General features: G+C 61.0%; 1 protein-coding gene (cut by a window edge). It reads right to left on the bottom strand.

The window, feature by feature from the left end:
- On the bottom strand, positions 1-22477 hold the 3' portion of the coding sequence (locus GC121_RS15725; protein ID WP_234421270.1) for a tandem-95 repeat protein. It continues 11291 nt past the right edge of the window; the window shows 22477 of its 33768 coding nt (coding positions 11292-33768); the start codon falls outside the window, past its right edge; the stop codon is at positions 1-3.

Consider the following 22477-nt stretch of genomic DNA (forward strand, 5'->3'; position numbering starts at 1 on the left):
CTAGCCGATCAGATACGGATCGAGCCACGGCGGCAACAGCGCGTTGACGTCCTCATAGTCGGGCAGAACCTCGTATGGACGCGGTCCGCGCGGGTCCTCCCACATGGTGAGGCCATGCCGCTCCACCTCGGCCATGAACGCTGCAAGATCGGCCTCGGCTGACAGCAGCGCCGGGTCTGCTTCCTGGAGCCCGTTCTCACCAGTAGCAGATGGTTGCACGAGTGCAGCAGCGAGCGCCTCCAGCGGCAGGTCCTGCGTCCACACCGCGCTATCGGCAGGCACACGATCGAGCGGCAAGTCCTGCGTGCCGAGCACGACATCGACAAAGACCGCCTGCAGCGGCAAGTCCTGTGTTTCGATCACGCCTGCGCTGCGCCAATGTACGGGCGCAAGCTCCTGCATTTCCAGCACTTCCCCGGCCCGCATCCGCGCAAAGGGCAGATCCTGTGTGCCCACGCTGAAGGCTGGCCCTGCTGCCCCAAGCGCAAATCCCGGCACTTCGTTGTAGAATTCCAAGCCAGTCTGCGCCGCCGCCGCGCTGGCGAACAAAGCGGCAGAGGACGGCTGGATAACCGCGCTGGAAGGCGGCACAATCAGAGTGGCGATGTCGACAGTCGTGCCATCGCCGAAGACGATATATTCCATGTGGAACAACAGATCGGTGCCTTCGTCCCCGGCGTGTTCAGGATCGAGATCGCGCACCTCGATGCTGCCATTGGCAAGCACGGTGATCCGGAAATCGGCGTAGCGGCCGTAGTAATACGCGGTATCCGTGCCCCAATTGCCGCCGATCCGGTCATCGCCCGCACCGCCCCAGAACTGGTCGTCCCCGCCAAATCCACGCAGCTTGTCCGCACCAAGGCCGCCCGCAATCGCGTCTGCCCGATAGCCGCCGGAAATCACATCGTCCCCCGCCGCTCCGAACAGCGCATTTTCCGAGTCCAGTTCGCCAAGCATCGTGTCACCCAGCGCGCTGCCCTGGACATAATCGGCAAAGGCCGAACCGACCGTAACCTGCGCCCATGCCACATCGATATAGGTGCCGTCAGAAACGGTGTAGTCGAAGGTCAACGTTCCGCTCCATTCTCCAAGATAGTTGATGACGATATTGCCATCATCATCCAGTGCGATTTCACCGTGGCTGGTGGAACCCACTGCTGTGACCGTCAGCACATCATCGTTCACGTCCGTATCGTTCGCCAGCAGATCGGCGGCGAGGATCACGAAGCGTGAACCGCGCGCGGTCAATTCGTCATTGATTGCATCGGGCGCATCGACCGACTGCACGGTCACCCGCACTCTGGCGGTATCAGTCAGAACGCCGTCGGTGATGGTATAGTCGAACGTCATCTCGCCAGCAAAAGTGCCGAGATCGTCCACCCGCACATTGCCATCCGCATCAATCGACACCGTGCCCACGCTGGCATTGCCAACCGAAAGCAGCGCCACCGCGTCTCCGTCCATATCGCTGTCGTTGAGCAGGATATTGGCGGCTTGGACAACAAAGCCCGATGCTTGCCCGAATAGCGTGTCATCGACAGCGGTCGGCGCGTCATTGGTGGGCAATACGGTGAAGGTGACGATTGTGCTCGTCTCTGCTTTGCCATCACTCGCAAACACGCGGACATCGATATTGCCGTTGAAATCGGGCGCGAAAGTGCCGGTGAAAGTTCTGCCGTCGAAGTTCAAGGTTGCAGGCAATGGCGAGCCATCGGCCATTTCGGCGCGCAAGGTGAGCTGATCGCGATCATAATCGCGGAAAGTCGCAGCAGGCACGGCGAAGGTCAGCGGCACATCCTCGTAAACTTCCACTGATGCAACCGGCACCGCGACAATGGGCGCGTCCTCTTCCGACTGCCAATCGATAGTGAAGACCTCAGCGACTTCCAGATCGCCATCGCTGGCGATGACATAGAGCTCTATCACGCCATCGAAATTGGGTGCCGGAGCAGCCGAGATCGTTGTGCCGTCAAACGACATGAAGCTGGGCAGCGGACGGCCGCCCGCGCGCTCGACCCGGATCACCAGATCATCGCCATCGGGATCGCTGAACATTCCGGCGGGCAAGGCGATCGAGACGTGCTCGCCTTCCACCGGCGTAAGATCGGCCAGCGGAATATCCACCTGCGGCGGATCGTTGAGCACGATGAAATTCGTCACCAGATCAAACGTGTCACTGATGCTGAGTTCGCCATCGCTGGCAGTAACGGTGATCGACAGCGCATCGTCCACATTGGGCACGGTGCCGGTGAAGCGCGTGCCGTCAAAGCTCAGCCAATCGGGCAGCGCATCGCCATTGGCGAGCGTTGCGGTGAGCGTCAGCGTATCGCTCTCGACATCGCTGAACGTGCCATCGGGCAATACGATATTGACTACGCTTGTCCCGTCAGCCGCAGCATCGGCAATCGCATTGTCGAGCACCGGCGCATCGTTGACCGCGGCAAAGCCGAGCGTGACCTGCTTGATGGTCTCGACCTCGCCATCAAACCCTGCGAATTCGAGCACGACATCGCCGTTGAAGTTCAGCGGCGGGGTGCCGGTAATGCGACCCGTAAGCGCGTCGTAGCTGATCCAGTCGGGCAGCGGCTCGCCATCGGGGCTGCGCAGCTCCACCACCAGCGCATCGCCATCGGCATCGGTGGCAAGGCTGCGCGGCAGGATGAAGGTGAACGGCGTATCCTCCGTGCCCGCGAATACCGGGATAACCCCGATTGCGGGCGTATCGTTAACCGCAGCAATGGTGAGATTAACGCGCGCCGTATCGGTGCGGCCGGTGCTGTCGACCAGCTCATAATCGAACCATGCATTGCCGTTGAAATTGGCATTGGGGGTGATGACCAGCTGGCCGATGCCATTGTCTTCGACGGTAACACCCTGGCTGCCGAGCAGGCGGCTGATAACCACCGCCTGACGATCCACGTCAAAGTCGTTGGCCAGCACCTGCGTCACGAAGATCGTCAGTGGCTGGTCTTCGGTCAGGGTGAAGGTGTCATCGGTCGCCACCGGATTGTCCGGCGCGGGCAGCACTTCGATGGTGACCGTGGTCGGCACCGCAAAGCCGCTTTCATTGGTGATCGCATAGGTCAGCGTCAGCGTGCCGAAGAAATCCGCCTGCGGAGTGACGCGGTAGAGCCCGTTGTCGAGCAGCTGGACGCCTGGCCCGACCAGCCCGAGGAAGGTCGGTATCGTTTCCTCTGGAATGAAATCATTCGCCATCAGGAATTCGGGATCGATATCGATGAAGCTGTCTTCGAGGACTTCGAAACCGGCATCCGAAACTGCAATCGGCAGCTCGAATTCGGGCAGCACGATCAATTCGACAACGCCGACGCTGGTGGCGCCGAATTCGTCGGTGACGCGGTAATGGAACTGCGCATCGCCGAAATAGCCTTCGCGGCCGATAAACACGGCGGTGTCGCCCTCGCGGCGGACGGTGCCGTTGTCGCCGTCGAACACTTCCACGATGGAGAAGGAATGGCCTTCCACATCACGGTCATTGGCGATCAGATCGGCGAAATTGATAACAATTTCGGTGTCCTGATCGACGAAGAAAGTGCCATCAGTATTGGCAATCGGCCCATCATTGACCGGCGCGACATCAAATTCGATCACGCCGTTGCGGGTCGCCCGGCCATCGCTGATCGTGTAGCGGAAGGTCTGCACGCCGAAGACGTTTTCTTCCGGCACGAATTGGTAGCGGCCATCGGGTAGCTCCTGAATCCGGCCCTGCGCACCATCCTTGCTCAGCGAAACGAAGGTGAAGGTGTCGCCATCGGGATCGAAATCATTGCCCAACAAATCGGCGATGGTGAATTCGAAAGGCGTATCCTCCACCGTTTCAAAATGGTCGAGCGTCGCCACCGGCGCCTGATTGGTGCTGGCGACATTGACCCGCACCAGCCCCACGCTGTCGCCATGGGTGCTGTCGGTGATGAGATATTCGAAGGTCGCTATGCCATTGGTGTTCGGCGTGGGCGTGAACAGGATGTTCGTGCCGTCGAATGACACCGTGCCGCCGGTCGCGTTGCGCACACCGAGGAAGCTGATCGGGTCGCCGTCATAGTCGAAATCATTGCCCAGCAGCACCGCCGGGTCGATCACCAGCGGCGTATCTTCGACACCCGCGATGTTGTCGGTGACCGCGACCGGCGGATCGAACAGCGGCTGCACGTTGAGCGTGACCACGCCGTTTGCCGTGCCCTCGGCATCGTCGGTGACGGTGTAGACGAGGCTGTCCAGGCCGGAGAAGGCGTTGTCCGGCGTGTAGGTTACGGTCGCCAGATTGCCGTCGAATTCCTGCGTGGCCGAACCTTGCGCGGTCTCGCTGCCATTGCTGGCGGTGAAAACGATCCCGTAGGTGGCCAGCACATTCAGCGGAACAAGCGCGGTGAGCGTGCCGGTGGTGGCGTCGAGGCTCATCCATGCGGGCAAGGCCGAGCCGTCGGCGAGCGTCGCGCTCCATGTCGCGCCCGCAGGCACCAGCGCCACCGCATCACTGCCTTCAAGCGTCACTTCGGCAAGGTTGAGCACAACCGCGCCATTGCTCGGCACGCCCAGCGCCACGACGCGCAGCGCGTCGCCATCATCGTCGCGGTCATTGGCGAGCAGATCGGTGACGGCAAAGGTGACGTCGCCATCCTCGAACAGATCGACACGATCGCCGCGCGGATCGGGCGTTTCGCCATCGGGGCGCACGTTGAAGATGATGAAGGCATCGTCGGTGGACACGCCGCCCTTCTCGTCTTCCGCACCGTAGCGGATGACGAGCGGGCCGTTGTAATCCTCCGGCAGAGTCAGATCGATACGCTCGCCATCGTCGCGGATGCGCAGTGCATCATTCTCGACAATATCGAATGTCGGGTCGACCACCACTTCGGTGATGATCGACATCGTCGGCAAGGTCGAACCGTTGCCGTCAAAATCGATCCGGATCGGCACCGCGCCGACATATTCGCTCGCCGGAATGCCAGTGTAGCTCATATCCTCCGCATCGAAGGTGAGCCAGTTGTTGAGCGGCGCACGGCTCTCGCGCGTCGATTCCACATTGGCGGCATCGCCCATGTCGATGGCGAACAGGCCTTGGGCGGCGAAGAAGTCGATATTGGCGAGCAGCGCGTTGATCGCCGGATCAATGCCGACCGCCGGATCGATCACGAATTCGAGCGTGAAGCCGCGATTGGTCGAAAGCCAGGTGTCCTCGTCCACTTGCTGGTCGATATCGGGCACCCATGTGACATGGACGCGCGCGACCGGCGCATCGGCATCGGGTTCGAAGCCCGACAGTTCGAAGCTGAACGTGTCGAAATTGAACGTCAGCCAGTCCGGCAGCGGACGGCTGCTGGCGCGCGAGACGCTCCATTCGCCTGCGCCCATTTCGAACAGCGCGATATCGCTGTTGTAAGTGATACCCGCCGCGACCGTCGCTGGATCGATGCTCAGCGTCTCTTCCAGCGTAACCGGCACGCCTTCATTGTCGACGCTGAAAGTGATCGTCACATCGAAGGCATTGGTCACTTCAGCAGGCGGGGTGCCGGTGAAGGTCAGCGTTGCGGCGTCGAAAGTGAGCCAAGCGGGCAATTCCGAACCATCGGCCAAAGTGGCGGTGGCGGTAACCGCATCGTCCACCGTCTCGGCGGAGAATTCGAAGCTCTTGGCGAATGGCTCACGGATGGTGAACCCGTCCATCACATCCGCTTCCACCGAGATTCCGGCAGCGAGATCGGCGATGGTGGTCGCATCGCCGAGATCGAAGCTGAAGCGGAAGGGATAGGTGCCGCCATTGGAGGGATCGCGCACGAACACCGCCACATCGGCACTGCCCGTCGCCCCATCCGGCACCACGCCGATGAAGGTCAGCGTCGCTTCGTCAAACGTCAGCCAATCCGGCAATGCGGTGTTGTTGTCGCTCAGCGCCTCTACCGTGAAGTCCGGCGCAAGGAAGCGCGTGCCCAGATCGCCGAGAATTTCGGTGAAGCTGTAGAAGATGACATCGCCATCCTGATCCAGATCATTACCGAAGGTCTCGCCCGGAATGACATACAGCGTCAGGTCTTCAATGCCCGCCACCACATCGTCGCGGATGATCGGCCCGGCATTGTCGGGCAGGATGGTGATGTGCACGGTCGCCGTGTCGGTCGCACCGAAAGCGTCCGAGATCGTGTATTCGAAGCTGGCCGAGCCGTTGAAATTGTCGCGCGGGACAAATTCGATCATGCCATCTTCATTGACGCGGATCTTGCCGTTCTCGGCGAAGCGATAAACGCCTTCGAACGTCAGCAAGTCACCGTTTTCATCCGTGTCGTTGAGCAGCAGGTCTGCCGGATCGATCAGCAGGATCGTGTCTTCCAGCGTGCGGTAACCGTAATCGTCCTTCGCCTTGGGCGGATCGTTCAGCGGGCGCACTTCGATCTGGTATTGCAGCACCGAGGACAGGCCGCGCGCATCGATCACTTCGAATTCGATCACCGAAGCGCCCAGCCGCGCCGGAGTGTAGTCGATCAGCCCGGTGTCGGGATCGAAAGTCAGCGTGCCGTTGCTGGTCGGGTTCTCGTCCGCCCCGCCAACGAGGCCGACAAACGTTACCGCATCGTCTTCCACGTCATAGACATGGCGCATCAGATCGGTGATCGAAATCTCGGTCGTCTGCTCCAGCCGCACCTTCTTCAGATGCCGCCCGATACGCGGCGCATCGTTGACCGGTGCGAAGTAGATTTCGACATCGGCGGTCGATTGCGCGCCCGAGCTGTCTTCCAGCACATAGCGGAATCCGGCAAAGCCGAAATAATCGGGACGCGGCTTGAACTCGATATACTGGCCGTCCAGCTTCGCACCGACATGGGTGCCTTCAAGATCGTGGGTTTTCTTGTCGCTGTAGGGATCAATCGGCTCGCCAGCGAGATTGGTGAGCGGGAGAATGCTGACAATGCGCAGCCCTTCTTGCTCGGCATCGCCATCCACGTCGTAATCATTGGCCAGCAGGTTCTCGATGCGGATGCGCAGCAATTCGTCTTCGACGCCATATTGCAGCGGATCGTCCACCGCGACCGGCGCATCATTGACCGGCGAGATATTGACCTCGACCCGCGCCGAGGACTGGCGGCCGAATTCGTCCTCTACCGTGTAGTTGAAGAAGGCATCGCCATTGTGATCCTGCGATCCTTGGAAAACGATCATGCCGTTCTCATCGACGAACACGCTGCCATCGATGGGCGAGCTGACGCCGACAAAGAAAATGCCGGTCAGATCGTCCGCATCATTTTCGATCAGATCCGCCGGATCGATGACAATCGGCTCGTCTTCCACTGCAAAGCGCACGATATCGTTCTGCGCGTTGAAGCGGCCCGGGCGCAGGTTCGCCGCGATGAAGTCCACATCCCAAACGGTGCCATCTGCAAAGACGATTTCCTCGATCCCGTTGGCCATCCCGAGGAAGTGGTTGGTGACCGTGACGCTATCGATCAGGAAGCCGTCGTCGCGCTCCAGCTCGATAAACAGATCATCACCAAAGCGGATGAGCGAAACATGGCGCGTTTCAACATCGGCATCCAGCACGATGCGATCGATATCGCCTGCGCCGCCCAGCTCAGTGATCGTGTCTTCGCTGCTGTCGTAACCGAACAGGTAGGTGTCCCCGCCCAGTCCGCCCATCAGCAGATCGTCGCCGAACATCCCTTCAAACGTATCGGCATTATCGCTGCCGACGAAGGTATCGATCCAGTCCGAACCGATGAGCATTTCGATGCCGAACAACGTATCGCCCAGCGCTTCGCCAGCCGAGCCGGTGCCCGCCTTCAAATCGACGACAACGCCATTGTCCGCACCCGAATAATCGGCGGCGTCAAAGCCTTCGCGCCCGTCGATCACATCCGCGCCCAGATTGCCGCGAATGATGTTGTCATTCGCGTCGCCACGGATTTCATCGTCATGGTTTGAGCCGATCACGATTTCGATGCTGCTGAACGTATCGCCCTCGGCATCGCCGCTGCTGGCTGTGCCATCGACCATGTCGATGACGATGCCGGTCGCGCTGATCGAATAGTCGGCAGTGTCTACACCCGCGCCGCCGATCAGCTGGTCAGCCCCGCGTTCACCGATCAGGATGTCATCGCCGTCAAGGCCGATCAGGATATCATCCCCGCGCCCGCCATTGAGCACGTTGTTACCTTCATCGCCGGTTAGCTGGTCGGCAAAGATGCTGCCGATCAGGTTTTCGATGCTGGTCAGCACATCGCCTTCGGCCCAACCGCCGCTGGCCGTGCCGTCGATCAGCGAGATGATGACCGCGCCGTCGGAGAAGAAATAGGTGGCGGTATCGGAACCATCGCCGCCTTGAAGATCGTCTCCGCCCGTGCCGCCGTCGAGCGTATCGTCGCCCAAACCGCCGATCAGCAGGTCAACCCCGCCGCGCCCTTCGAGCAAATCATTGCCGCCAAGCCCGGTCAGCGTGTTGGCATTGCCGTCTCCGCCGAGAGTATCGGCAAAGCGCGTGCCCGAAAGCGCTTCCACGCGGGTGTAAACGTCACCCTGCGCAAAGCCACCCTGGCCCACGCGCGATTCCAGATCGGCGCGCACGCCAATATTCGAACCTTCGAAAGAAACGGTATCGAAACCCGCGCCGCCGTCGATCTCGTCGCCGCCATCGCCGCCATCGATCCAGTCGTCACCATCGCCCGCATCGATATCGTCATCGCCATCGTCTGCGTAGATGATGTCATTCCCGCCCTTCCCCAGGATCAGGTCATCGCGGCGATAGCCCCAGATCGTCTCGTCAAGATCATTGCCTTCGAGATAGTCGATAAACGGCGTGCCGGTCAGCTCGCCGGTATAGACTTCCGCAACGTTCGCGCGGGCAAAGCCGACATCGAGCAGGCCTTCCACGTCGCGGATGATATATTCGATCACGACCTCGCCAGTGAATCCCGGATCGAAGCGCGCAACCATGAACTGCTCGCCCCGGAAGCTGACGATTTCGAACGTGCCAACCTGCACCCGCTGGCCCTGTGCCAGCGCCACTGGATCGAGAATGGCGTTGACCGCCACAAATTCCGGACGCGGGCGGTCAGGATCGTCGAGATCGGCATCGATCTTGCCATCACCATCGGTATCCGCCTGCTCGATATCGAAATCGTTGAACAGCAGATCGGCAACATTGATCGCCAGCGGAATGTCGAACGGCGTGACAAAGCCGGTATCCTGCACAACCGTCGGATCGTCGTTCGAGGGGACGATAATGATATCGACAAAGCCTTCGGAAGACCCTTCGATATTGTCGGTTACACCATAGACGAAGCCCGAGCTGAACGTCGCATCCTGATCGGGGGTAAACAGCAGATCGCCGTTCACATCATATTCGAGCCTGCCGTTGAGCGGCCCCCCGGCCTTCCCACCGAATTTGAACAAGTCGCCAAGGCCGTTGAGCGGTCGCCAGCCGAGGAAGACCAGCGGATCGCGGTCCACATCCACATCATTGCCCAGCAGCGCGGAAATCGGAATCGTGGTGGGAATGTCCTCAAAGACATACACTTCATCCGCCACCGCTTCGGGCGGAGCATCGCTGACATTGTCGAAATAGAGCGTCACCACCCCGCCGGCGACAAGGCCTTCGGGATCGGTGATGGTGTAGGCGAAGCTCGCCTCGCCCCAGAAATTCTCATCGGGCGTGAAGATGATCGAAGTGGCCGTGACGACGATATCGCCTTCCACCGCTTGCCCGGCATTTTCGAACGTAACGGCAAAGCCTTCGATATCGAAATCGTTCTTGAGCAGTTCGATGATCGGAATTTCGATCGGCACGTCTTCCGGCCCGCGCAGCAGGAAGGCGAAGTCGTCATCGCGGTAGGAGTCATTGCGCGCCACCGGATTGTCGTTCACCGCCTGATAGACAACGGTGGCCTTGGCCCAGGTGAAGCCGCCCTGCCCATCGCTGGCGAGATATTCGAAGCTGGCATCGCCGTTGAAATTCGCTCGCGGCGTGAACAGCACCGTCTGGTTGTCGAGCAAGCGCGCCGTGCCGCCTACCGAATTGCGCACACCGGCAATCGTCAGCGCATCGCCGTCGATATCGCTGTCATTGGCGAACAGCTGATCGGCATTGATGACAATCGGATTGTCCTCGCGGATCGGCTCGCCTGCCTGCGTCTCGTCAAAACGGTCATCGACCGTGTCCGGCGCCTGGTTGACCGGTTCGACATAGACATTGGCGCGCGCGGTCGATTGTTCGCCGCTGGGATCCTGGATCGTGTAATCGAAGAAGGCATTGCCCCAGAAATACGGGTCAACCGGGCGCACCAGTACATTGCCATTGGCACCGATGCTGACCTGCAAATTGGCCGAGGATGCAACGGAAACGAGGGTCAGGCTGTCGCCGTCGATATCGGTATCGTTCGCCAGCAGGGATGCTGGCGCGATCTCGAACGACTGGCCTTCCAGCGTGCGGTATCCGCTATCGGTGCGGGCGACCGGCGCATCATTGGCGGGGGTGACGGTAATGAACACCGTCGCCTCTGCGCGCCCGCCTTCAGGCGTGTTGGCGACATAGTTGAAGCGCGCCGGGCCGTTGTAATTGGCAGTGGGCGTGAAGCTGATCGTGCCATCACTGGCGAGCGACACCGTGCCACCCACCGCGCCCAGCACTTGGCCGATAATCATCCGGTCGCCGTCGATATCGTTCGACAGCAGGCGGTTGGCCGCGATGGTGAGGAACTGGTCTTCTACCACGCTGAAGCCGGTATCGTCCAATGCCTGCGCAATGGGCCGGACATTGATGTTCACTTCCGCCTCGGCAAAGGCATTGTTGCCGTCGCCAATGCGGTAAGTGATCGTGGTCGGGCCGGTGAAGCCATTGGTGGGCGTGAAAAGCACATTGCCCAGCCCGTCGAGGCTGGCCGTGCCATTGGCGCCGCCATCCACGCTCACCAGCGTTAGCGGGTCTTCATCGGCGTCGAAATCATTGCCCAGCAGCGTGGCGATGGAGATTGTCAGCACATCGCCTGTGATGACCGTGTAATACCCGTCCTCGGTCGCCACTGGCGTATTGTTGGCAAGCAGCGTGCGGATGATCTCGCGATCCCACACCACGCCATCGGCAAAGACGTAGCTTTCGATCCCGCGCCCGTCATCGGCCAGCGCATCGATGAAGGTGAGACTGTTGTCGGCATCCCCGACAAAGCTCATTTGCACGCTATCGCTACCACGGAACAGCCGCGCGAGCGCGACATCGCCCGAATTGATGCCGAGCAGATAGATCGTGTCGGTTTCGCTGGTGGACGTGCCCGAATCCTCGATCGTATCGTGCCCGTCACCGATTTCGTAGCGGTAGGTATCCGAACCGGTCTTGCCGAAAACGAAGTCGTCGCCTGCCTGCAATTCGAACAAATCGTTGCCGTCAAAGCCTTCGATATTCTCGTCGAGCGCGGTGTCGATATCCTGCAGCGCACGAGCACGCATATCGGTGCGCGTCCAGATTGTGCCATCGGCAAAGCGGATCGTCACCGTATTGCCGCCGCTGTTGAGCGACCCCAGCGCATCGGTGAGCACGATGCGGTCACCTGTCGCAAGGAAGGTGATGACGAAATCATTATTGCCCGGCCCGCCGCGAATGGCGAAATCGATATCGTCCGGATTGTAATCCGCGAGTTCGAGCACCTTGTTGCCCGTCCCGAAGGCATCGATCCGGTCATCCCCGTCGCCCGCGCGATAGATGAAGCGGTCATTGCCGCCGAGCCCGTCGATCAGATCATCGCCCTTGCTGGCTTCGATGATCTCGCTGCCATTGGTGCCGACAATCGTCTCGCTGCGGTCGGACGACTGGATTTCGAGGATTTTCTGCGTGATCGCAGCCAGATTGAAACTCGTCCCGTCATCCAGCACGATCGTCTCGATGCCGCGATTGGCCGGATCGAGCAGGTCGACGATGATGATCTCGTCATCCGTTGTGGTGAAGCGGATCGCCACATTCTCGCTGGCACTGCCGAGCCGCACAAAGCGCAGTTCATCGGCGGAGTAGCCATTGATCTCCAGCCGGTCGCCGGTCGATTGCGCCTGATCGTTGATCAGATCACGCCCGTCGCCGCGGGTGAAGATGTAGGTATCGTCACCACCGCCGCCGAAGGCGCGGTCATCGCCCAGCCCGGCTTCGATCACATTGGCATTGGCATCGCCGAAGATGCGATCATCAAGCACCGTCGGCAGCATCGCCAGCATATCGGCGACGCTCCATTCGGTGCCGTCGTCGAACCGCACAGTCTCGATCCGGCCAGTGGTGAGCGCGTTCTCGATCCGCACGCGGTCGTCCGTGCCGCCCACTTTCAGGATCAGCGCGCTGCCATCACCCGATTGTTCGACCGTAACATTTGCAGGCGCAATGCCCGCGCCGAAAACGAGCATGTCAGCCGTGCCGCCCTCGTCCGAAATCCGGTCATGCCCGTCGCCAAGGTTGAAGCGATAGGTATCGTCGCCCAGCCCGCCTTCAAGCAGGTCGGCACCCGCACCGCCCGCCAGATCATCATCGCCGCCGCGCGTGATAATCCGGTCATCGCCGGCAAGGCCGTCAACCGTCTCGGCCTGATCGTCGGTGCCCCAGATCAGATCGTCGCCTGCGGTGGCGGTGCGCGCCATGCTTTCCAGCATCGCGCCGTCCCAGATCGTGCCGTCATCAAAGACGATACGGAACGCCGAGGTCGCACTCGCGCCGACCACCAGATCGACGCGGCTTGCGAAGTCATCGAAGCGCAGCGAGAGGGTTTCCTCCCCACGGATGATGCGAACATTGGCCGGGGCTTGGCCTGCACCGATAAGAATATCGTTGAGGCCTTGGCTATCCTCGATCCGGTCCTGGCCCGAGCCCGCGCCTGCTATCACGTAAACATCGTCACCCGCGCCGCCGCGCAGCAGATCATCGCCCGCGCCGCCGATCAGCGTGTCAGCAGTGAAGCCGCCGGTGAGGGTATCGTTGCCGTTCCCGCCCGTGAGAGTGAAATCAGTTCCGGCCGGCTGCGGCAGGATCGCCTGCAACCGCACATCGTCAAGCGAGGGGCCGTCGCTGCCCGTCCGGACAACTCCGGTCGAAACAAAGCGGATGGTGTTGTCCCCATCCTGCGCGGTGACGACAAGCTCGATGTCGCGCATCACCGTCGTGCGCTCGTCCGAGGTGAAGATCAGCGCGCCGTTCCAATAGACTTCGATCGGCCCGTCGCCATCCTGATTGGCACGGTTGGCAAGCGCGAAGCTGAGCTTGAATGCGTCGCCCGCAGTCAGGCCGGAAACGGTCTGCGAAATATCCGCATTGCCCGCCGTGCCTTCCATATCGAGCCAACGGACGCCCTCATCGGCAACCACGCCTTCGACGCCGGTATCGGCCAGCTGCAGTTCCCGCCCGGAGGCTTCGATCCAGCCCGGAATCGTGTCCGCATAGACCGAGGAATCGGCAAAGCGCTGTCCTGCAGCATCCCATTCCTCAAAGCTGCCATTGATGATCAGATTGTCGCCCAGCAGCGTCTGCGCCATCACCACGCGAAGATCGTCGTCACCATCGGTCGCGCTTTGCGAGGCCAGCAGCAGCGTCGAGAAATCCCAAGTCGTGCCGTCAGTAAAGCTGATCGCTTCGATCACGCCGCGCGGATCGGCCTCCAGCGCGTTCACCAGAGTAATGCGGGTGGTGCCGCCGATAACGCGCAATTCCAGATCGCGCCCGCTTTGGAGTACTTCGATATCCGCCGGATCGACGCTGGCATCGAAAATGATCGCATCGAGCCCGTCGGGATCGATCAGCGTATCGCGGTCATCATTCGCGCCGAAATGATAGGTGTCATTCTGGATGCCGCCGCGCAGGCGATCATCACCGGCGCCGCCCTTGAACACGTCGTTGCCCGACAGGGTGATGCCATCACCGCCGCCCAGCAAATCGTCATCGCCGCTGCCGCCGCCCAGCACGTCGTCGCCGAGGCCGCCGATCAGCGCATCATTGCCCTGCCCGCCGGAAATCTGGTCGCTACCCGCACCGCCGTCGATGATATCGCCGCCGCTGCCACCCGCCAGCCGGTCATTCCCGCCAAGGCCGCTGATGGTGTCTGCACCGCCATTGCCGAGGATGCTGTCATCGAGCGAACTGCCCGACAGCGCATTGCCATCATCCGTGTCGGAAATGTTGATTGCATTATCGAGACCGAAGGGCTGGCCGCCGAAGTTGAACGGCGTCAGCAGGCTGGCGTCGACATTCTGCAAGCGCAGGATCGCACGGTCAAAGCCGCTCGGGTCGGAGAGCAGAACGATGGCATCATCGCCCGCCTGCACCACCTTGAGCGCCGCCGCATCGAAGGGGTTGGGGTTGTTGCTGGCGAGGCGGATGATATCGCCGCCATCGCCGGGGGTGAAATCGGTGATGATATCGGTCGCAATTGCGGCCGCAGTCGGCGCGGCAGGGAGATAGCGGAAGGTGTCCTGACCCGCCCCGCCGGTATAGGTATCCACCGCATCGTCGTTCGACACATCGCCGAAGATATCATCACCCAGCCCGCCGTCGAGCGTATCGACACCGCTGCCGCCGAAGAGGAAATCTCCCTCGTCGGTGCCAGTTAGCGTGTTGTCGCCATCATCGCCGACGAGGAAATCGCCCGTCAGCGGCGCGTCTTGCACCAGAGCGGCCAGCACATCGGCATGGGTCAGTGTCACGCCGTCATCGACGATTACGATCTGCTCTATCGCGCCCGTGCCCGCAGCATCAAATCCGCCACGCAGGACGATGACGTCGTCGCTATTGGCGAAGCGGATGGTAATATCCGCGCCGCCCACGCCGGTGCGGCTGAAGCGCACTTCGCCTGCCGCATAGCCGGAGATGCGCAACGTATCGGGCGGCGCAGCGCCTGCATCGCCCTTGTCATCGATCAGATCGCGGCCATCGCCCTTGGCGTAGTGATAGATATCGCCGCCCGTGCCGCCGCTCAGATAGTCCGCATCGACGCCGCCGGTCAGCTCGTCGGTGCCGCCGCCTGCCGTAATCGAATCCTTGCCCGCCTTGCCGCCGAAGACTTCGTCCGCCGCAGTGCCGGTGAAAACATCATCGCCCGGCGTGCCCGAGCGGCTGATATCGATCAGGTCGTTGCGGGTGAGAGTCGTCCCGTCATCGAAGACGATTTCTTCGATCCAATAGGTGGAGGACGTGCCAGCACCGCGCTCGATCCGGATACCGTCCTGCCCGTCACCGAACAGGATCACGAAGTCATTGCCGAAATTGGCGTAGCTGACCGAACTGATATCGCTTACCGACAGTCCGGGGCCGATCAGGATGCGGTCTATGCCTGCGGTATCGTAAATGGTGTCACGGCCATCGCCCGGGTTGAAGCGATAGGTATCGTCGCCGCGATAGCCTTCGAGCCGGTCATTGCCGGTGCCGCCCGACAGATCGTCATTGCCATCTTCACCGTCGACAAAGTCATCTCCGGCTCCGCCGCTGAGGATATCATCGCCATTGTCGCCGTCGATCCGGTCATTGCCGTCGCCGCCGTCAAGATTGTCGCTGACAGTGGAATCGGTCGATCCCCACAGGTAGTCATCGCCCGGCGTTCCGGTGGTCGCCATCATGAGCAAGTCGGCATCGGTCCAGACCGTGCCATCTTCGAAGCGGATTTCGGCAATCGGGCCAGGCAATCCGTTGAACCATGATGTGATCGTGACGCGCTGCTCCGCGGTTCCTCCGCCGATCCGGATCACCAGATCATTGTTCGCATCGGTGTAGACAGTCAGATTGGCAGGATCGATGCCGGGGCCGAATTCGATGATATTCGCGCCCGTGGTGTCGGCAATCTCGTCATCGCCATCGCCCAGCGCGATACGGTAGACATCGTCGCCGCCATAGCCATTGAGGACATCATCGCCCTTGTCGCCGCTGATGATATCGGCGCCGTTGCCACCATATATCTCGTCATCACCGTCGCCGCCGAACATGGTGTTGCCATCGGAGCCGAAGGTGCGATCCTCGATGATGTCGTTACCCGCGCCGCCGTAAACGGTATCGCCACCGCCGCGCACATCGATGCGGTCATTCCCGGCGAGCCCGTCAATCGTTTCCGCCGCGTCGGTGCCGAAGATCACATCATCGCCGCTGGTGGGTGTTTGCGAGACAAGCGCGAATAGGTCGGCCATCGTCCATGCTGTGCCATCATCGAAGCGTACTTCGCCGATCACGCCCTGATCGCGCAGGAAGGCATCGCTGCGGATAGCGCCCTGAATGGTGATCCGGTCGCCTGCAACGCCGGTTGTGATGATCAGATCGGTGCCGCTGCGCCGCACGCCAATATCGCCCGTGGCGATGCCCGCGCCGAATTGCAGGATATTGTTGGTGAAAGTGCTGTCGACGATAATGTCCTGCCCGTCGCCGGGATTGAACACATAGATATCGATCCCGTCGCCGCCTTGGAGCAGGTCAGCACCCGTGCCGCCGCGCAGCGTATCCGCGCCCGCGCCGCCGCGCAGCGTGTCACTGCCGCTGCCGCCGCTGATATCGTCATCACCCGCGCCCCCATCGACAAGGTCATCACCGCCAGCGGCATTGATCGTGTCGGCATTGCCGGTACCGATCAGCGTCTCGCTCTTCGCCGTGCCCGCCAGCGCCGCGATGACCAGATCGCCCGCGCTCCAGACGGTGCCATCATCAAAGCGCACTTCCTCGATGGCGTAGGCCGTCTGCGCGAAGGCGTTGATAATGGTGATCCGGTCACCATCGCTACCAATGCGCAGGACAATGCTGAGCCCGTCCGCGCTCTGGCGGACCGTCACATCGGCAGGCGCAATCCCTGCTGCAAACACGATGGCATCGGTTCCGTCGCTGTCTGTGATCGTCAGGCGGCCATCGCCTGCAGCGAACAGATAGGTCTCGTCACCGCGCTGGTCGATTACCGTATCGGTGCCGGGGCCGGCATTGATGATGTCGTTCCCGCTGCCGCCGTCTAGCGTGTCGTCGCCTGCAAGGCCGATGAGCTCGTCATTGCCCTGTTCACCGCGCAAGATGTCGTCATTGACCGTTCCGGTCAGCACATCGTCGCTGGCGGGCCCGGAGACAGTTTCGGAATAAGGGAGCACCGAGCGGGCAATGATCTCCGCCTGCGTCCATTCGGTGCCGTCAGCGAAGCGGATGAAGCCCAAAGCTTCGAAATCCGCACCGTTCAGATAGGTGATCCGGTCTCCGGTACCGATAACGCGGATAACGATATCGCTGGAAACCGCCGGATCATATTCGATCCGCACATCGGCGGGCAGAATCGTCGCGTCAAATTCGATGATATTGCCCGCAATCGCCCAGCCGGAATCGTCGATCACATCCTGGCCGAAGCCGATGCTGAAGCGGTAGGTGTCATCATTATCATTGCCGACAAGCAGATCATCACCCGTTCCACCGGTGATCGTATCGGCATCCCAGCCGCCGGTGATGATGTCGTTCCCGGCATTGCCGAGCAGCGTGTTGTTGCCGCCGTCGGGAACGGTAATTACATCGTCGCCCGCGCCGCCTTCATAGGTATAGTCGGGATAGATGTCGCTGTAATCGTAGAAGGTTGCCGCGTTCAGAATATCGGCTGCCGTCCACACCGTGCCGTCACTGAAGCGGACTTCGTCCACGCCATCAGTATTGCTGAATTCGTCCGCCATGTTCCAGATGACGATCGTGTCGCCAGTGGTCGTGACGGTCAGCGTGACATAATCGTAGCCATCCTTCTCCACGAGCACATCGGCAGGCGTAATGGTGGCGTCGAAAACAATCGCATTGATCGCCGTGCCGCCGCGCGAGGAATAGAGCCAATCGGTGCCAAAGCCGGCGGAGAAATGGAATTCCGCGCCGCCATCGTAATCCTCCAACTCGTCCGAACCGGCACCGCCGATGATGATATCGAACCCGTCGCCGCCAATCAGGTAGTCGATACCCGCGCCGCCGATCAACGTGTTGTTGCCGGTGATGGCGGTGATCCGGTCATCGCCTTCGGTGCCGGTGAGCGTTTCGCCCGAAGTGACCTCTGCGCCGGTGATTTCGGTGCTGAATGTCTGCGTAATCGCCGCCAGTGCATCGGCCCACTCGATCGGCGCATGGCCGTCCTCGAACGTGATGCGGGTGAACGAGGGCACAGCATCCGGAGTGATCTCTCCGGTGACCGGATCGACAGTGGCGAAGAAACGGGTCAGGAGAGCGTCGTTATCGGCCACCTTGATGAACAGGTAGTTCGGATAGCTGCCATCCTGCTTCCACTCGAACACGATATCACCCGGCGCGATGCCGGCGCCCATGTGGATGATGTATTCCGAGGCCGAGCCATCGCCGAAATCATAGGCTTCGTCGAAATAATCGAGCCCGTCACCAAGGTTGAACAGGATCGTATCGAGGCCGCCATAGCCATACAGATAATCAAAGCCTGGACCGCCACTGAGGATATCGTTCCCTTCGTAGCCGTAGAGATAGTCTTCACCGCGCAGCCCGTAGAGCTCGTTATCGAAGTCATCGCCATACAACTCGTTCGGCCCCAGCGTGCCTGTCAGCACGAAGCCGCTATTGGTTGGTGCGGTGATTTCGAGGCCATCGGCATTGAAGGGAGTCGCCTGCGCGATCAGCGCCGCCTTCTCGACAATTGTCCCGTCGCTGAAATGCAGCGCCACCGGAACGCCCAGCTCCGCGCCGGTCTCCGCACCGTTGATGATCCGCAAGCGATCATCCGACCCGGCGAACTCAATAATGAAATCCGTGCCGTCGATTTCGACCTGCAAATCCGTGGCGAGAATAGTTACGTCGAATTCGACCGTGATCGCGCCCACATCATCGGTGATCACGTCCTGCCCGAAACCGGCACCGAAACGATAGATATCGTTGCCCGCGCCGCCCTGCAGATCGTCATTGCCGGTGCCGCCCGTCAGAATGTCGTCCCCGTCCTGACCGATCAGCGTATCATTGCCTTCGAGGCCGTCGATTTCGGAGGCGGTGGCAAGGCCGGTGATCGTATCGTCCCCGTCCGAACCGGAGAGGACATTCGATGCCCCCGCCCCGCCCGACAGCGTCACTCCGGTCGGCTCGGGAATTGCCATGGCCAGCAAATTGGCGGGAGTCAGGATAAGGCCGGATTCGTTGAAGACGACCTGTTCGATCTGCCAGCTGACACTGGTGCGCCAGTTGAGCACGCGGATCTCGTCATTCGTGCCCGCAATGCTCAGGATCAGATCGGTGCCATTGGCCGCAAGATAGACGACCAGATCGGTCGAGCGGAACGCGGCGTCGAATTCGATGCGGTCGGCATTGCCGGCATTCGACCAGCCATTGTCGCTGATGATATCCTGTCCGAAACCCGGAGCGAACCGATAAATGTCGATCTCATTATTGCCTTCGAGGAAATCATTCCCCGCCCCGCCAATAATGATGTTGCCGTCAGTGCCGACCGAATCGATGATATCATCGCCCGGCCCGCCATCGAGGAAGTCGACCTGGAAGCCACCGATCAGAATATCGTCCCCGCTATTGTCGATCAGCGAGAGATAGCCCAAACGGTTGAGCGTGGAGCCATCGGAGAACAGGATATTCTCGATGTGATAGCTCGTGCTGTCCTGGTTGCGCAGCAGAATCCGGTCTTCGGTGCCGTTGATGCGGATGACCAGCGTATCATCGGGCAGTCGCTCGATAATCAGGTCAGCCTGGGTGATGCCCGCGCCAAACTCTATTGTATCGCCGAGCGTGTTGGTGCTGGAAGCGTCGGATATTTCGTCTTGCCCGAAGCCGGGGGCGAAGAAATAGGTGTCGTCACCCGCATCGCCTCGCAGGAAATCATTATCCGCGCCGCCGATGAGGATATCATTCCCTTCGCGTCCGAAAATCCGGTCATTGCCGGCAAGCCCGCTCAGCGTGTCGGTGGTGAGCGTCCCGTACAGCAGATCGTCGCCAGCGGTGGCGGAGCCGAGCGTGGAGACGAGCGCGGGCAGATCGATGACCGTCCCGTCGAACAGCCGGATCGTTTCGATCTGGTAGCTCGCGCCGAGGCGCTGGTCGCGGACGGTGATTGCGTCTTCGGTGCCAGCAATGCGGATGACCAGATCATCGGTGCCTGACAATTCAAACACCAGATCGCCCGACGTGATGCCCTCGCCAAATTCGATAGCATCGGTGCCGGTGCCGATATCCCAGATGACATCTCGGCCAAAACCCGCTTCGAAAACATAGACATCGTCGCCGTCGCCACCGCGCAACTCGTCATTGCCGGTGCCGCCGATCAGCCTGTCATTGCCGCCATTGGCCTGGAGGAAGTCGTTCCCGCCCCCGCCCGCAAGCGTTTCGGCATCGAAGCCCCCTTGGAGGGAATCGTCGCCATCGGTCGGCAGCTGTCCCAAGGCCATGATATCGGCGTGGGAGAGAATTGTTCCGTCAGCGAATTCGTAGAATTCGATCCGTTGGTAATCGGCGGTGATCGTATCGTCGATGGTCAACCGGTCGCTCGAACCGGCGAAGGAGAGGATGATGTCCGATCCCTCGATCCGCACCCGCAGGTCTGCCCGGTTCAGCGTCGCATCGAAATAGACCGTATCGGCAGTGCCGCTCCAACCCTGATCGCCCAGCAGATCAACGCCGAAGCCCGCGCTAAATTCGTAGCGGTCGCCGCCATTGCCGCCGGACAGGGAATCATCACCAACACCGCCGATAACCACGTCATCGCCATTATTGGCGTCGATATCGTCATTGCCGGGCCCGCCATCGATGGTTTCGCCAGCACTCGTGCCGTCAAAATCATTGTCGCCGAAATTGCTGGTGAACAGATTAGCAATCGCCATTTGCTGCATCTGCGCGCTGGTCCACACGGTGCCATCGGCGAAATGCACTTCCTCGATCAGGTCGCTGGAACCGTTCAAGGTGTTGCGCAGGGTCAGCGTGTCACCCGTATCGACAATGGTGAGGATGAGCGTGGAGGAACCGCTGAGCGTGACCCGCACATCGCCCGGCAAGACGCCGGGCTCCATCTGCACGATGTCCACAGCCTCGCCGCGCCAACCGGCATTGTCCTCGATAATATCCTGCCCGAAACCGCGCCCGAAAATGTAGGTGTCGGCATCGCTCTGGCCGTTCAGCAAATCATTGCCCGGCCCGCCATTGAGAATATCGTTGCCGTTATTCCCGGTGATCGTCTCGTTATCCCAGTCGCCGGTCAGCGTGTCCGCGCCGGTCATGCCGGCGATGGTGACTGCGCCCGGAACCGTGAACGGATCGCCGTTAAGATTGAGCGCGGTGAGCGCCGCCGGGGCAACGCCTTGCAGCTTCACAATCGCCCGCGCGCCGGGCAAGCCAACCGGATCGTTCGCCGCGAAATAGATAATCGTGTCAGCACCATCGGCCAGCGCGATCAGCTGGCCGGAAAGGCCCGTGCCGATGCGGATATCGAGCACATCGCCCAGATCGCCCGCCTCGAAATCGGTAATCAGCGGAATGCCCGCCGCATCATCGATTACCGGCACAAAGAGACGGTAAATGTCGCTGGTGCCCGTGGTGCCGGTAACTCTCTCCGCTCCCAAATCCGCCGGGCCGGAGGGCGTGGGCGTCGGGGTTGGCGTCGGGGTACCGCCGCCGGTGAAGATCGGGTCGGCAAAGGGATTGGCCTCGCTGCCCGACGGATCGAGCAATGCCTGCGCCGCCTCCTCGCTCACCACCTGCGTAGCGAGGAAGGCCGCGCTCCAGCTGCTGCCGCCGTCGAACAGCACGGAATCCATGCGCGGGCTGCCGCTCGCCAGCTGGTCGACGATGCGCAACTGCGCGTCGCTGCCGATCAGGCGGAGGATCATGTCGTTGCCCTGGCGCGTCACCACCAGATCGGTGGGAGCGATCCCTGCTGCAATCTCCAGCCGGTCAACCGAGCCTGACCAATTGCCTTCGATAATCGTATCGCGCCCGCTGGTGGTGCCGAAATTGTAGACCGTATCACCACGGCCGCCCGCCAGAACATCGTCACCGGCGGTTGACGCAAAGGTGGCGCCAACATCAACCGAGGTGCCGAAGTCGATGGCATCGTCGCCTGTAGTGCCCGCAGCAATCGCGCCGAGAATGGCGGCCATGTCCCAAACCGTGCCGTCGGCGAAGACGAATTGCTCTACCCCGCGGTCAAGCGAGCCGGTGACGAAGAAATCGACGATCCGCACACGATCTTGCGTGCCTGCGATCCCAACCACGAGATCGGCGGGGCCGGTTTCGAGGAAGACCAGCTCGGCAGGCGCAATCCCCGCTTCAAAGCGGAGCGTATCGATATCCGCACCGCTATCGGTATCGATATCGATGATCGTGTCCTGACCATCGCCGCGTGCGAAGAAGTAGGTGTCCGCACCGTCAAAGCCGAGCAGCGTGTCATTGCCCGTGCCGCCATCGAACACGTCATCGCCGCGCCCGCCTTCGAGCCGGTCATCCCCACCCGCGCCGAACAGGTTCTGGCCCGAACCGCCGCTGGAATTGACCTGCGGAGTGGGCACCTTGATCGTGTCG

This window comes from Erythrobacter sp. EC-HK427 (genome assembly GCF_902498745.1).
In the GTDB taxonomy this organism is placed as follows: domain Bacteria; phylum Pseudomonadota; class Alphaproteobacteria; order Sphingomonadales; family Sphingomonadaceae; genus Alteraurantiacibacter.